At 72.7% G+C, this 14,735-nt stretch carries 11 protein-coding genes and 1 tRNA gene; 7 read left to right on the top strand and 5 right to left on the bottom strand.

The annotated features are described in order from the left end of the window. Positions 1-103: 103 nt before the first annotated feature. Genes KBX43_RS22730 through argS form a run of 3 tightly spaced genes read right to left on the bottom strand, consistent with a single transcriptional unit; the run spans position 104 to position 4,460 of the window. Entirely contained in the window at positions 104-1,408 is a 1,305-nt protein-coding gene (locus KBX43_RS22730) for a homoserine dehydrogenase (RefSeq protein WP_043328623.1), read from the bottom strand. Beyond that, positions 1,405-2,790 (bottom strand): diaminopimelate decarboxylase, encoded by a 1,386-nt coding sequence (gene lysA, locus KBX43_RS22725; RefSeq protein ID WP_113974605.1) that lies wholly within the window; start codon positions 2,788-2,790, stop codon positions 1,405-1,407. Before lysA ends, KBX43_RS22730 begins: the two co-directional genes overlap by 4 nt. A gap of 2 nt (positions 2,791-2,792) precedes the next feature. Next, positions 2,793-4,460 (bottom strand): arginine--tRNA ligase, encoded by a 1,668-nt coding sequence (gene argS, locus KBX43_RS22720; protein ID WP_064447846.1) that lies wholly within the window; start codon positions 4,458-4,460, stop codon positions 2,793-2,795. Between the two features lie 99 nt (positions 4,461-4,559). Between argS and KBX43_RS22715 the strand changes: the two genes are divergently transcribed. The 4 genes from KBX43_RS22715 (at position 4,560) to KBX43_RS22700 (ending at position 7,823) form a co-directional block, all read left to right on the top strand. Beyond that, positions 4,560-5,396: a DUF3105 domain-containing protein gene (locus KBX43_RS22715; RefSeq protein ID WP_043328620.1), complete on the top strand. Its 837-nt coding sequence runs from the start codon at positions 4,560-4,562 to the stop codon at positions 5,394-5,396. 13 nt (positions 5,397-5,409) lie between these two features. Then, positions 5,410-6,084, top strand: a complete 675-nt coding sequence (locus tag KBX43_RS22710) for a DUF305 domain-containing protein (protein ID WP_043328618.1) — start codon at positions 5,410-5,412, stop codon at positions 6,082-6,084. A gap of 893 nt (positions 6,085-6,977) precedes the next feature. After that, positions 6,978-7,673 carry a winged helix-turn-helix domain-containing protein gene (locus tag KBX43_RS22705; RefSeq protein ID WP_064447847.1) on the top strand — a complete coding sequence of 232 codons (696 nt, stop codon included), beginning with the start codon at positions 6,978-6,980 and terminating at the stop codon, positions 7,671-7,673. A 75-nt stretch (positions 7,674-7,748) separates the two neighbouring features. Then, positions 7,749-7,823 (top strand) — tRNA-Arg (locus KBX43_RS22700). A gap of 1,226 nt (positions 7,824-9,049) precedes the next feature. On the opposite strand, the gene ligD is transcribed toward KBX43_RS22700, so the two are convergent. Further along, positions 9,050-10,009 (bottom strand): non-homologous end-joining DNA ligase, encoded by a 960-nt coding sequence (gene ligD / locus KBX43_RS22690; protein ID WP_166457174.1) that lies wholly within the window; start codon positions 10,007-10,009, stop codon positions 9,050-9,052. 91 nt (positions 10,010-10,100) lie between these two features. On the opposite strand from ligD, the gene KBX43_RS22685 reads away from it, so the two are divergent. The 3 genes from KBX43_RS22685 (at position 10,101) to KBX43_RS22675 (ending at position 13,349) form a co-directional block, all read left to right on the top strand. Then, a complete protein-coding gene (locus KBX43_RS22685; protein ID WP_043328596.1) occupies positions 10,101-10,502 on the top strand; it encodes a helix-turn-helix domain-containing protein in 402 nt (133 codons plus the stop codon). Between the two features lie 92 nt (positions 10,503-10,594). Further along, positions 10,595-11,140 (top strand): TetR/AcrR family transcriptional regulator, encoded by a 546-nt coding sequence (locus KBX43_RS22680; RefSeq protein WP_043328594.1) that lies wholly within the window; start codon positions 10,595-10,597, stop codon positions 11,138-11,140. A 28-nt stretch (positions 11,141-11,168) separates the two neighbouring features. Then, positions 11,169-13,349, top strand: a complete 2,181-nt coding sequence (locus KBX43_RS22675; RefSeq protein ID WP_043328592.1) for an MMPL family transporter — start codon at positions 11,169-11,171, stop codon at positions 13,347-13,349. A 35-nt stretch (positions 13,350-13,384) separates the two neighbouring features. Here the strand turns inward: KBX43_RS22675 and KBX43_RS22670 are convergent, their stop codons facing one another. Further along, positions 13,385-14,641 carry an erythromycin esterase family protein gene (locus tag KBX43_RS22670; RefSeq protein WP_064447850.1) on the bottom strand — a complete coding sequence of 419 codons (1,257 nt, stop codon included), beginning with the start codon at positions 14,639-14,641 and terminating at the stop codon, positions 13,385-13,387. Positions 14,642-14,735 lie beyond the last annotated feature (94 nt).

Raw genomic sequence — 14,735 nt, 5'->3', positions numbered from 1 at the left:
CTCGCCTCTGTCGCCCCGCTCCGGGGCCTGCCAACAGCGTGGACCAGCCTGCCCGGCCGGCCACCGGCACACCCTGCCTTAACCATCAGGCGGGACGCGCCGGTTACGCGCCGCCCTCCACCCGCAGCACGCTCGTCACCGAGCGGACGATGTCCAGTCCGCGCAGCTCACGGACGGTGGCCGCGAGCGCGGCGTCGGGCGCGACGTGGGTGACGATAACCAGTTCCGCGTCGCCGCCGGCCGGGCCCTGCCGCACCGTGGCGATGGACACCTCGTGCCGGGCGAAGACCCCCGCAACCCCGGCCAGCACACCCGGGCGGTCGGCCACGTCGAGGCTGATGTGGTAGCGGGTGAGCGCCTCGCCCATCGGCCGCACCGACAGGTCGGCGTACGCGGACTCGCTGGCCGCGCGTACCCCGGCGAGGCGGTTGCGGGCCACCGCCACCACGTCGCCGAGCACCGCGCTGGCGGTGGGCGCGCCACCGGCGCCCCGGCCGTAGAACATGAGCTGCCCGGCCGCGTCGGCCTCGACGAACACCGCGTTGAACGCGTCGCCGACGCTCGCGAGCGGGTGGGTCAGCGGGATCATCGCCGGGTGCACCCGGACGTTCACCGTCTCCCGGCCCTCCGGGTCGACGCCCCGGGCGGCGATACAGAGCAGCTTGATCGTGCAGCCCATGGCCTTGGCGCTGGCCACGTCGGCGGCGGTCACCTCGGTGATGCCCTCGCGGTGCACGTCGGCGGCGGTCACCCGGGTGTGGAACGCCAGCGAGGCGAGGATGGCGGCCTTGGCGGCGGCGTCGAAGCCCTCCACGTCGGCCGTCGGGTCCGCCTCGGCGTACCCCAGCTCGGTGGCCTCCTCCAGCGCCTCGGCGAAGCCGGCGCCGGTGGCGTCCATGGCGGAGAGGATGAAGTTGGTGGTGCCGTTCACGATGCCGGTGACCCGGGTGATCCGGTCGCCGTGCAGCGACTCGCGCAGCGGGCGCAGCAGCGGGATCGCCCCGGCGACGCTCGCCTCGTAGTAGAGGTCGGCGCCGCCCTCGGCGGCGGCGTCGTGCAGCGTCGCGCCGTCCTCGGCGAGCAGCGCCTTGTTGGCGGTGACCACGCTCTTGCCCGCGCGCAGCGCCTCGACGAGCCAGCCGCGGGCCGGCTCGATGCCGCCGACCACCTCGACCACCACGTCCACGTCGTCGCGTTTGATCAGCCCGAGCGCGTCGGTGGTGAACAGCGCCGGGTCGACCGGCAGGTCGCCGCGGTCACGGCCGAGCCGGCGTACGGCGATCCCGGCGATCTCCAGCGGGGCGCCGATCCGGGCGGCGAGGTCGGCCGACTGCTCGTGCAGCAGTCGGACCACGTCGCTACCGACCGTGCCACAGCCGAGCAGCGCCAAGCGAACCGGTGAGGTCATCCCACATCCAATGCCAGCAGGTCGTCTTCGGTCTCCCGGCGGACGATCAGCCGCGCCCGACCGTCACGGACGGCGACGACCGGGGGCCGCGGGACATGGTTGTAGTTGCTGGCCATGCTCCGGCAGTACGCCCCGGTGCCGGGCACCGCAACAAGATCTCCGGGCTGCACGTCGGCGGGCAGAAATTCATCCTTCACCACGATGTCCCCGGACTCACAATGCTTTCCCACCACGCGGGCGAGCATCGGCTGCGCCGTCGACGTGCGGTTCGCCATCGTGGCCGAGTACGAGGCGTCGTAGAGCGCGGTACGGATGTTGTCGCTCATCCCCCCGTCCACGCTCACGTAGGTGCGGAGGCCGTCCACGTCCTTCACGGTCCCGGCCTGGTAGAGCGTGAACACGGCCGGGCCGACGATCGCGCGGCCCGGCTCGACCGACAGGTGCGGCACGGCGAGGTTCTCCGCCGCGCACTCCCCGTCGACGATCTTGCGCAGGCGCTTCGCCAGGTCGTGCGGCGACGCCGGGTCGTCCTGGGTGGTGTACGCGATGCCGAAGCCGCCGCCCAGGTCCAGCTCGGGCAGCTCCACGCCGCGGGCGTCGCGGATCTGCGACTGGAGCGCGAGCACCCGGCGGGCGGACACCTCGAAGCCGCTGGCGTCGAAGATCTGCGAGCCGATGTGCGAGTGCAGGCCGCGCAGCTCCAGCACGTCCTCGTCGAGGATCTTGAACGCGGCCGCGGCGGCGGCGCCGCCGGCGAGCGAGAAGCCGAACTTCTGGTCCTCGTGCGCGGTGGCGATGAACTCGTGGGTGTGTGCCTCCACGCCGACGGTGACCCGGACCAGCACCTTCGGGCGTACCCCGCGCTCGCGGGCCAGCTCGGAGAGCCGGTCGATCTCGGTGAACGAGTCGACGATGATCCGCCCCACCCCGGCGTCGACCGCCCGGGTCAGCTCGGCGACCGACTTGTTGTTGCCGTGGAAGCCGATCCGCTCCGCCGGCATCCCGGCCGACAGCGCGGTGGCCAGCTCACCGCCGGTGCAGACATCGAGGAACAGGCCCTCCTCGGCGATCATCCGGACCACCGCGCGGCACAGGAAGGCCTTGCCGGCGTAGTAGACGTCCGTGTCCGGGAAAGCCGCGCGGAACTCGCGGCAGCGCTCGCGCAGGTCGTCCTCGTCCAGCACGTACGCCGGGGTGCCGTACTCGGCGGCCAGGTCGCGGACGTCCAGGCCCGCGACGGTCAGCGCGCCGGCCGGGCCGCGCACCACGTTGCGCGGCCACAGCTGCGGCACCAGGGCGTTGACGTCGACCGGGGTACGCAGCCAGGCCGGCCCCCGGCTGCCGATCTCGCCGTGCAGCGCTCCTGCCTCATGCGCCCGCATGACTACATCCGCTCCGGCGCGGACACCCCGAGCAGGCGCAGGCCGTTGGCGATGACCACCCGGGTCGCGTCATTGAGCCAGAGCCGCGCCCGGTGGGTGTCGGTGATCTTCTCGTCGCCCTGCGGGGCGATCCGGCAGTTGTCGTAGAACCGGTGGTACGCCTGCGCGACGCTCTCCTCCAGGTAGCGCGCCACCCGGTGCGGCTCCCGCAGCTCGGCGGCGGTGGCCACCACCGCGGGGAACTCGGCGAGCGCCTTGAGTAGCTCGTTCTCCTTGTCGTGGCCGAGCAGCTCGGGCTGGAACGCGGCGGCGTCACCCCGGGTCAGCCCGATCTCGGCCGCGTTGCGGGCCACCCCGGCGGTACGCGCCGCGACGTACTGGACGTAGTAGACCGGGTTGTCGTTCTTCGCCCGGGTCCACAGCTCCACGTCGATGTCGATGGGCGAGTCGGCCGAGTAGCGGGCCAGCGCGTACCGGGCCGCGTCCACGCCGATCGCGTCGACCAGGTCCTCCAGCGTGACCACGGTGCCGGCCCGCTTGCTCATCCGCACCGGGGCGCCGTCGCGGACCAGGTTGACCAGCTGGCCGATGAGGATCTCCAGGTTGCGCGCCGGGTCGTCGCCGAAGCAGGCCGACATCGCCTTCATCCGGCCGATGTAGCCGTGGTGGTCGGCGCCCAGCATGATCACGACCCGGTCGAAGCCGCGCTCCCGCTTGTTCAGGTAGTAGGCGCAGTCGGCGGCGAAGTACGTCCACTCGCCGTTGGACTTGCGCAGCACCCGGTCCTTGTCGTCGCCGAACTCGGTGGTGCGCAGCCAGGTCGCGCCCTCGGACTCGAAGACGTGCCCCTGCTCCCGCAGCCGGGCCAGCGCCGCGTCCAGCGCGCCCTGGTCGTGCAGGTCCTTCTCGTTGAAGTAGGTGTCGAACTCCACACCGAAGTCGCGCAGCGAGGACTTGATCTCGGCGAACATGAGCTGGACGCCCTCGGTCCGGAAGACCTCCTCGGCGGCGTCCGGGGTGAGGTCGAGCACGTCCGGCCGGCGGCGGACCACCTCGGCGGCGATCTCCGCGATGTACGCGCCGCCGTAGCCGTCCTCCGGCGCGGGCTGGCCCTGCGCGGCGGCCAGCAGCGAGCGGGCGAACCGGTCGATCTGGGAGCCGGCGTCGTTGAAGTAGTACTCCGTGCCGACCTCGGCGCCGGTGGCGCGCAGCAGTCGGCTGAGCGCGTCACCGACGGCCGCCCAGCGGACCCCGCCGATGTGCACCGGGCCGGTCGGGTTCGCCGAGACGAACTCCAGGTTGATCCGCTGCCCGGCGAGGGTGTCGCTGCTCCCGTACGCCGGGCCGGCCTCGACGATGAGCTTGGCGAGCTGACCGGCGGCGGCCGCGTCGAGGCGGACGTTCAGGAAGCCCGGCCCGGCGATCTCCACCGACTTGACCCCCGGCGCCTTGGCCAGCTCGTCGGCCAGCGCGGTCGCCAGTTCCCGCGGGGGTACGCCCACCTTCTTGCTGAGCTGGAGCGCCAGCGTCGAGGCGTAGTCGCCGTGATCCGGGTTACGGGGTCGCTCGACGGTGGTCTGCGCGGGCAGCGCGGCGCGGTCCAGCCCGCGCTCGTCGAAGACGGCGTGGGCTGCGGCGAGGACGACCTCGGCGAGTTCTGCGGGAGTCACTGATCCATGTTATCGGGGGTAGACTCGGGCACCGCGGCGGCGACCCAGCATGTGAACCGGCCCCGCGGCCCCCCTGACCGACCGACCTGACGAGGCACGATGAGCATCAGCACCCCGGGCGGCCCGGAGCGCCGTCCCACCGTGGTCAGCACCGGCAAGAAGCCGGCCGCCGGCCGGCCCGCGGCTGCCGACAAGCCAGCCGCGAAGGCCGGCGCGGGCAAGGCCGGGGGCGGCAAGGGCACGCCACGGCCCGGTGCCGGCGGCAAGGGCCGCAAGCCGATCGCCCCGGTGAAGGTGAGCCAGGGTCGCTCGTGGGGCCCGATCGCCCTGTTCGTCGCGGTCGGCGTGCTGGCCGTGGGCATCATCGGCGTCGGCGCCTGGGCGGTCTACCAGGGCGGCCAGCCGTGGGAGAAGCGGGCCCAGGCGATCAACGGCATCGTCGACTACCGCGAGAAGGACAAGGACCTGGTCAAGGGCGGCAACCACCAGCCCGGCGCGATCAAGTACGACGTCCTCCCGCCGGTCGGCGGCCCGCACAACCAGGCCTGGCAGAACTGCATGGGTGACGTCTACGACGCCCCGATCGCCAACGAGCACGCGGTGCACAGCCTGGAGCACGGCACGGTCTGGATCACCTACCGCCCGGACCTGCCCGCCGACCAGGTGGAGAAGCTCAAGAGCAAGGTGCAGGGCAAGGAGAAGCTGATGCTCAGCCCGTTCGAGGGGCTGGACAAGCCGATCTCGCTGCAGGCCTGGGGCTACCAGCTCAAGGTCGACAACGCCGACGACGGCCGCATCGACGACTTCATCAAGACGCTGCGGGTGAACGCCTCCATCGAGGGCCCGAACGCGCTCTGCGACCAGGGCGTCACGGCCACCGGCACCGCTCCGCGCGACAACCTGCAGAACACCATGCCCCAGCAGCCCACCCAGTAAGGACGACGCCGCGATGACCGCTCCGGTGACCACCGACAGCGAGCTGGACGAGGCTCCGGCCGCCGACCAGGGCGGCCGGGGCGCGATGCGCCGCTACGGCCTGCCGGCGGTGGTCGCCGCCCTCGTGGTCGGGCTGCTCCTCGGGTACGCCGGCGGTCTGCTCACCCCCACGCTCACCCGGCCGGGTGAGAACTCGGCGGAGGCCGGGTTCGCCCGGGACATGACCGCCCACCACAACCAGGCCGTGGCCATGGGGCTGCTCGCGTTCAACCAGGGGCAGGACCCTGAGGTACGCCAGGTCGGCGTGGACATCGCCACCGGCCAGCAGGGCGAGATCGGCACCATGCAGACCTGGCTGCGGTCCTGGAAGCTGGACCCGACCGGCGGGCAGGCGCCGATGGCGTGGATGAAGGACGGCGGCGGGCTGATCAAGGACGGCCTGATGCCGGGCATGGCCACGCCGGAGGAGATGGCGAAGCTGCGCGCCGCGAGCGGCCGCGAGTTCGACGTGCTCTTCCTGCAGATGATGATCCGCCACCACATCGGCGGCGTGCACATGATCGACGGCATCCTCGAGCAGGGGCGTGACGACGACGTGCTGGCGGTCGCGCAGGTCATGAAGAACACGCAGCAGAACGACCTGACCAACCTGAGCGCGGCGCTGAAGCGCCTGGGCGGCACCCCGTAACACCACCCGCCACCCCGCAAGACCCCCGAGGCCCGGTCCCCCTTCCCAGGGGCACCGGGCCTCCCCCGTCCCCGCCCGCGAGCCCGCCCGCCCGCCCCGGCGATCTTGCAGTTACTGCCCCGGCCATGTCTGATTCGCCCCGTTACGCGAGGGCCGCAAGTGCAAGATCGCGGGAGGATGGGCGAGGACGGCCCGGGTCGGCCCGACAGGGCATCCTCGCCCGCCCCTCGCGCGTCCGCGCTTCCGGTTCGGAGCTTGATCGACACCAGTTCGGGGAAGCGGCCGCCTCCCCGCTCTTGATCCACTCCAGCTCGGGGAGGTGGCGTTATCCCCGCCCTTGATCGACACCAGTTCGGGGAGGTGGCGGGGTCAAGGTGGGTGGGATGCAACCACTTCGGCGAGGTGGAGTGGATCAAGAGCAGGGTGATGTGCTCGGGCAGGCTGGCCGGTCGAGGTAGGACGGGGTGGGACGGGGTGGCCGTGCCGAGGGTCGGCTGGTGGCCGAGGGCCGGCCCGACAGGGGCATCCCACCCGCCTCGCGTACCCGCGCTTCCGGTTCGGAGCTTGATCGACACCAGCTCGGGGAAGTGGCGGCATCCCCGCTCTTGATCGACACCAGTTCGGGGAGGTGGCGAGATCAGGGTGGGTGTGATGCAGCCACTTCGGCGAGATGGAGTCGATCAAGGGTGGGCTCGTGGCCCGGGGTGATGTGTTTGAGGCAGGCGGGCCGGTCGAGGTGGGACGGAGAGGCCACGTCGAAGGTTGGGGCCGGGGGTGAGATGTCCCGGTTTGGGGGTTTGTAACGGTTTGGGGTTAACGGGTCATTGTGGGGGTTGGAGAGTTTTCTACCCACATATCGTGACCAGTTGCGATTCGGGCTCGTTGCCCAAGACGTGGGGGTTGCACTCAGAGACGCAGGGCGGTCGGTGACCAGCTGGTGCCGACGCCACACCATCGGCGGTGACGGAGCGGTGGCAGCCGTCCGTCGCGGACTGCGGCAGGGCGAGCCGGGAACGCTCAGCCGCGAACAGGAACTCGAACTCATCGACGTGCTCCGGGGGGTCCACCCCGACGAGTTCGGCCTCGACGAGGAGCTCTGGACACGGCAGAGCCTGACCGCCCTCATCGAGCGCCGGTTCGGGCTGGCGATGGACGCCGGCACCGTCGGGGCGTACCTGCGGGCCTGGGGTCTGGGGCCGCGCGAGCCGCGCGAGCGGGCCTGCGGCCTGTGCGTCAGCGCGGTCGAGCGGTGGGTACGCAGCGAGTACCCGACGATCACGCGGGCGGCCCAGGAGCACGCCGCCGAGGTCTACTGGATCGGCCGGGTACGCCTGCGCGGCACCATGCCCGCCGCCGACGTGGTCTCGGCGGTCTCGTCGCGGGGACGGGTGCGGTTCATGGTCACCACGCCGTCGGTGGATCCTCCGCTGCCCCGGGACTTCGTGCTGCGGCTCAGCGGCGCCGAGGAGCGCACGGTGCACCTGATCGTGGACGGCTCGTGGCCGCGCAACGAATGGCCCCGTCGGCTGCCCCGGCGCGTCGTGCTGCATCCGCTGCCGAGCTGTGGTCGCGCCGTCGCCGCCGCCTGATCCGACGAAGATCGACTCGCGGGGTACCGATTCGGTGATCCGGGAGGGGGTTTGCTACTCTTCTCGGGTCGCTGAGCCCCCGTAGCTCAGGGGATAGAGCACCGCCCTCCGGAGGCGGGAGCGCAGGTTCGAATCCTGCCGGGGGCACCAGAGCAGTCATCGCAAGGCCCTTGACCAGCCCGGTCAGGGGCCTTCGTCGTGTCCCCGGCGTGCGCAGCAGTGTCCCCGAATTCGGGGATGGGCAGGTCACGGCTGGCTAACCTCGCGGTGAACGGGTCGAACCCCAGCACCTGCGAAGGTGAGCCAGTTGCCCGAGACTCCGTTGACCAACCGCCCCAAGATGCACACGGGCGTACCCTCCTCGCTGACCACCGCGCACCGATCGGTGATGCGCGCCGTCGCCGTCGCGGACGCCCCTTGCGGGCTGTGGTTCCTCGAAGCGGTGGCCGCGCACACCGGCACCACGTCGGACGAGCGGATCGACGCGACGGTGGAGGAGCTGATCGCGCGCGGGTTCCTCGTCGACACCGCCGCCGGGCTGCGGCTGTCTTCCATCGCGTTGCGCGACGACGTACTGCGGGACACCCCGCCCTCGGTGCGGCAGGCGCTGCGCGAGGCGGCGGCCGAGGTGCTCGCCGACGCCGGGCGCCCGGCCCAGGCGGCCCGGCAGCTGCTGCGGGTCCTGCCGGCGGTGAGCCGGTCCGCCTCGGCGCTGGCCGCGCGGCTGGCGGTCGACCCGGCGGTCGGTCCCAGCCTGGCCGCTGATCTGCTGCTGGCCGCCCCCGCGCCCGGGGCGGCGGAGGCGCGCCTGGCCTGGCTGGTCGACGTCGCCGACAACCTCTACCTGGCGGGCCGGGTGGACGAGACGCTGCGGATGCTGCACCGGGAGGTCGCCGCCGACCGGTACGGGCCACGCCAGCGGGCGATGCTGCTCGGGCGGCTCGGCGCCTACTACGCGACCCAGCGTCCCTCGCTGTCCCTGACGTACCTCGGGCGGGCGCTGAACCAGGAGCTGGACGTCGCGGGGCGGAGCTGGACGCTCACCATGCTGGCGTCGCTGGCGGCCCGGTTCGGGCACCCCGACGCCGCCGAGCTGGTGGCGGCGGCTCAGCGGGCGCACGAACGCAGCCCCTCCCCCGGCGGCGCCATCCGGCTGGCCCTGGCGAACGCGGCCGCGCAACCGCCTGCGGCGACCTGCCCCGCGCCGCGCGGATCCTGCGGGAGGTGGACGCGGGCGAGCCCGCCGCCCGGCCACCGAGACCCACCCGATCTGGACGATGATCGTCACCTGGGCCCTGGCCGTGGTGCTGATCGCGTTCACCTGGGGCAAGCACCCGCCGGCGGCGAGGACCGGGCGGCGCTGACGCGGACCGGGCTCACCCGGCCTCGCGGCGGGCCTTGGCGCGCCGCTTGCCCTCGTGCATCGCCTGCACCCGGGCCACCGGGATGGTCCGTCCCTGCTCGACCAGGTCCGCCGGCAGCCGCTGCGGCGCGGGCAGCGCCTCCGCCCAGGGATCCCGGTCGCCCAGTAGCGCGGGCACGGTCCGCACGGTGAAGTCGGCTGGGCTCGCGCTCTCCAGGTCGGTCCAGCCCACCGGGTACGACACGGGGGCGCCGGGCCGGATCCGGGGACTGTAGGCGGCCACCACAGTCGCCCCGTACGCCCGGGTGGAGTCGACGAAGACGCGGCCGCGGCGGTCGGCGACGATGAACGCGGTGGTCGCGGCCGCCGGGTCGAGCCGTTCGGTACGGACGGCGAGCGCCCGGGTCGCGGCGGCGGCCTCCTCCGCCGTGGTGGCCGGGTCGACCGGCACGATCACGTGCAGCCCTTTCGCGCCGCTCGTCTTCACCGCGCCGGCCAGCCCGGCGTCGGCGAGCGCCTGCCGGACCAGCAGCGCGACCCGCACGGCGGCCGGGAACGAGTCGCCCTCCGGCGGGTCGAGGTCGAGCACCAGGTGGGTCGGGTGCTCGGGCTGCGCGGCCCGGCCGAGCGTCGGGTGGTATTCGACGGCCCGCTGGTTGGCGAACCAGAGCAGCGTCTGCCGGTCGTCGCAGAGGGCGTACGAGATGCGCCGGCGCGACGCCTCGGCCCACACCTCGGTACGGCGCACCCAGTCGGGCGTGTACTTCGGCAGGTTCTTCTGCATGAACGGCTCCTGGCCGGGCCGCACCCGCAGCACCGACAGCGGCCGGTCCCGCAGTTCCGGCAGGATCCGGTCAGCCATCGCGTCGAGGTAGTCGACCAGGTCGCGTTTGGTCGCCCCGGCGCCGTCGAACAGCGGCTGGTCGAGGTTGGTCAGCGACACTCCGGCCCGGGTCTCGTCGGCGGCGCCCATCGGACCACCATCCCGGGCCGGGCCCGGCTCGGCAACCCCGACACGGTGCCCGGCGCGCGCCTCACCGGCCGGCACCTGCGACGATCGGGGCGTGGGCGAGGCAGAGGCGGACCGGTGCGGATCGGGCGCGGCGGAGCAGGCGAGCGCCTGCACCGTGCGGGAGGCGCTGGACCGGGTGGGCGGGAAGTGGGCCATCGGCATCCTGATCGCCGCCTCGGCCGGCCCGGTCCGCTTCACCGAGCTGGAGCGCCGGGTGGAGGGGATCAGCCGCCGGATGCTCACGCTGACGCTGCGCAACCTGGAGCGGGACGGGCTGCTGGACCGGCACGTTCACCCCTGCGTGCCGCCGAAGGTCGAGTACACGGCCACCCCGATGGCCCGCGAGCTGTACGACTCGCTGGTGGCGCTGACCAGCTGGGCCGAACGGCACCGCGAGGCGATCAGCGCGGCCCGGGCCGAGTACGACCGTAGGCACGGCCACCCACCGGCCTGAACAACTGAAATCGCCCTTATGTGGCGAACACCACGCGCTCTATCTGACCGATCGGTCAGCACCTGACCGATCGGTCAGGCATGCTTGATGTCATGGCGCGCCCCACCCCGGCCACCCACGACGAGTTGCTCACCGCGGCGGCTCGGCGGTTCGCCGTCACCGGCTACAAGGGCACCTCACTCCAGGACATCGCCCGTGAGGTCGGCTGCTCCAAAGCCACAGTGCTCTACCACTTCGCCAGCAAGGACGCGCTGCTCGGCGAGCTGATGGCGCCGGCCATCGCGGTGCTGGAGGAACTCGACACCCGGATCGCCGAGCACACCGGCGCGGACGCCCAGCGCGTCGCGGCGGAGGGCTTCGTCGACCTGGCGGTCCGCTTCCGCCGCGAGATCGCGCTGCTCCGCGGCGAGTTCTCCGACCTGCTCCAGCAGCCCACGTTCATGCACATCCAGCAGATCTCCGAACGGCTGGTCGCGGCGTTCGCCGGCTTCTCCGACCGGCCCGAGGCCCGGGTCGCGGCGCTCGTCGTGCTCGCCGGCATCGCCGAGACCTGCGGCGAGTTCCTGGACATCCCCGACGAACAGCTGCGACCCGCGCTGCTCGCCGTGGCGTACCGCGCGCTCGAAGTCTCCATCTGATCCGAACCTGCGAGGACAAGGAAGGTCCATGGCGACCCTGCTGTACCGGCTCGGCCGGGCATCTCTGCGCCGACGGCGACTCGTCGCCGTCATCTGGCTCGTCGTACTCGTCGGCCTCGGCCTGGCCGCGGCCACGCTGCGGGGCCCGACGGCGAGCAACTTCACCATGCCCGGCACCGAGTCGCAGAAGGCGATCGACCTGCTCGCCGACCGCTTCCCGGCGGCCAGCGGCGCCACCGGCACGATCGCGATCAAGGCGCCACAGGACGGCGCGCTCACCACGCCCGCCGGCCAGGGGTTGGTCAAGCAGGTCACGCAGGAGGCGGCCACGCTGCCCGGCGTGGTCGGCGCGGTCGACCCGTACCAGGCGCAGGCGCTCACCCCGGACGGCCGCTACGCGCTGATCCAGGTGCAGTTCGCCGGCGGGGTCGACGAGATCACCGACGAGCAGCGCGACGCGTACGAGAAGGTCGGCGAGCAGGCCGAGGCGCAGGGCTGGCAGATCGCCCCCGGCGGCGAGGTGCTGAACGCCGAGCCGGAGGTCGGCTCGACCGAGGCCATCGGCGTGCTGGTCGCGGCGATCGTCCTGGTGATCACGTTCGGCTCGCTCGTGGCGGCCGGGATGACCATGCTGAACGCGCTGATCGGCGTCGGCGTCGGCATGGCCGGTCTGTTCGCGCTCAGCGGCGCGGTCGAGCTGACCAGCACCGCGCCGATCCTGGCGCTGATGCTCGGCCTCGCGGTCGGCATCGACTACTCGCTGTTCATCACCTCCCGGCACCGGCAGAACCTCCTCGACGGGCTCTCCCCGGAGGAGGCGGTCGGCCGCGCGGTCGGCACCGCCGGCTCGGCTGTGGTCTTCGCCGGCGCCACGGTGGTGGTGGCGCTCGCCGGCCTGGCCGTGGTGGGCATCCCGTTCCTCACCGTGATGGGCCTGGCCGCGGCCGGCACCGTCACGATCGCCGTGCTGGTGGCGATCACGCTGGCCCCGGCGCTGCTCGGCTTCGCCGGCCACAAGGTGCTGCCGCGCAAGCTGCGTGACCGCAAGGCGGTCGAGGACCCGGCCACCGGCTCGGAGGACCGCACCGGCTTCGGCTTCCGCTGGGCGAACTGGGTCACCAAGCTGCGCATCCCGGTGATCCTGGTCGGGCTGCTCGGCCTCGGCCTGCTCGCGATCCCGGCCCAGGACATGCGCCTGGCGCTGCCGGACGCCTCCGCCGCCGCCGAGGGCACCCCGGCCCGGGTCAGCAGCGACCTGATCCGGGAGGGCTTCGGCCCCGGCTTCACCGGCCGGCTCGCGGTCGTGGTGACCGCCGACTCGCCGCAGGCGACCCAGGCCGCCATCCCGCAGGTCACCGCGCTGATCCAGAAGACCGACGGGGTGCTCGCGGTGGCCCCGCCGCAGGTCGACCCGTCGGGGCGTACCGCGCTGCTCGGCGTGATCCCGGAGAGCGGGCCGACCGACGAGGCCACCGAGACGGTGGTGCAGGACATCCGCAAGCAGGTCGCCGGCATCCAGAACGCCGACGTGCTGCTCACCGGCGTCACCGCGGTCGGCATCGACGTGTCCGAGAAGCTCTCCGACGCGCTGCCGGTCTACCTGCTGCTGGTGGTGGGCCTGTCGATCCTGCTGCTGATGCTGGTGTTCCGGTCGATCCTGGTGCCGGTCAAGGCGGCGCTGGGCTTCCTGCTCACCGTGGCGGCCACGTTCGGCATCACCGTGGCGGTGTTCCAGCAGGGCCACCTGGCCGACCTGGTCGGCCTGGACACCCCGGCCCCGCTGGTCAGCTTCCTGCCCATCCTGCTCATCGGCATCCTGTTCGGCCTGGCCATGGACTACGAGGTCTTCCTGGTCTCCCGGATGCGCGAGGACTTCGTGCACGGCGACACCGCGCAGCAGGCCACCATCAACGGCATGGGGCACGGCGCCCGGGTGGTCACCGCCGCGGCGCTCATCATGATCTCGGTGTTCGGCGGCTTCGTCTTCCTGGAGGACCCGATCATCAAGTCGATGGGCTTCGCGCTCGCGATCGGTGTTGCCATCGACGCGTTCGTGGTCCGGATGACCATCGTGCCGGCGGTCATGTCGCTGCTGAACAACGCCGCCTGGTGGCTGCCGCGCTGGCTGAACAAGATCCTGCCCAACGTGGACGTCGAGGGTGAGGGCCTGCGCGCCCACCTCGCCGAGAAGCAGCACGCCCAGGTGTGAGCCGTACCGGGTGGGGTCCGACGGGCCCCACCCGGTCACACCCCGGCCGGGTACGTCTCCATCTCGCCGGGCGTGACGTGCGCCGGCAGCGGGTGCAGCGCCGTGGTCTCGTCGCACCAGATGAACGCGTCGTAGCGCTCGCCCAGCCGGGTCGGCACGTAGTTGCCCCAGGACTCGAAGCTCGGGTCGTACACCACCCCGATGGCCCGGTGGTCCGCCTCGCCGGTCACCCACTCCGGCTGGTCGTCGCCGCCGAAGACCAGCACCGCCCGGTCCGGCATCAGCTCGTGCAGCCGGTGCTCCACCGAGCCCTTCCGGGCCGGCGGCACCACCATCGCCTCGGCCGGGGAACCCCAGCGCGGAGCGGCTATCACGCTGCCGCGCCAGCTCCCGAAGCCGATCAGCGCCACCGTGTCCCGGCCGTGCCGTTCCCGGCCCAACTGCCCGATGTTGACCATCCCGTCCGCCGCCATGTCGGTGGCCCGGGCGTCGCCGACGTGCGTGTTGTGCGCCCACACGATTCCCCGCGAGCCCGGCCCGTACCGGTCGAGCAGCCGGTCGAGCGTGTCGGCCATGTGGATGTCGCGCACGTTCCACGACTCGGGGCCGCCGCCGACCATGGCCCGGTAGTACCGCTCCGCGCCGGCCACCACCTCCGCGTTCTGCCAGGCCGAGAAGCGGTCCGGGCCGTCCGCGGCGGCCTGTTCCCGGGTACGCGCCAGCAGCCGGACCACCTCCTCCTCGCACCGGGCGGAGACGAACCGGCTGGCCATCGCGTACTCCTCGGGCCGCTTGCCGTACGGCTCGAAGCAGCGGTACGCCTCCTGCGCCGCCTCCAGCGAGGCCGGGTCCTCCTCGCCCAGGTAGTCGAAGATGGCCTGCATCGACTCCCAGAGGGAATACACGTCCAGCCCGTGGAAGCCGGCCCGTTCCCCCTCCGGGCGTTCCAGGTTCCACGCCCGCAGCCAGCGGCAGAAGCGGGCCACCTCGGCGTTCGCCCACATCCAGGTGGGCCAGCGTTCGAACCGTTCCAGCGCGACCAGCGGATCGGCGAGCCCGTCCGGCGCGCCGACCACCGACCGGTGCACCCTGTCGCAGTCCGGCCAGTCCCCCTCCACCGCCACGAAGTCGAACCCCTGCTCGGCGATGAGGCGCCGGGTCAACTGCTCCCGCAGCCGGTAGTAGTCGTAGCTGCCGTGCGTCGCCTCGCCGATCATCACCACGCGGGCGTCCCGGACGCGCTCCAGCAGCGGGTCGAAGTCGCTCGGCGCGCCGAGCCGCTGAACCAGCATGTCCGCGGCTACCCGGGGCCCGCCGGGGCAAACCGCCGCCGTCGAGTCGGGCGGCGGGCGTACGGCGGCGGCTGCGGCCCGGGTCGGCGGGGCG

Source organism: Micromonospora sp. C41 (genome assembly GCF_018070485.1).
In the GTDB taxonomy this organism is placed as follows: Bacteria; Actinomycetota; Actinomycetes; order Mycobacteriales; family Micromonosporaceae; genus Micromonospora; species Micromonospora chalcea.
This window is presented reverse-complemented; position numbering and strand designations above follow the sequence as displayed.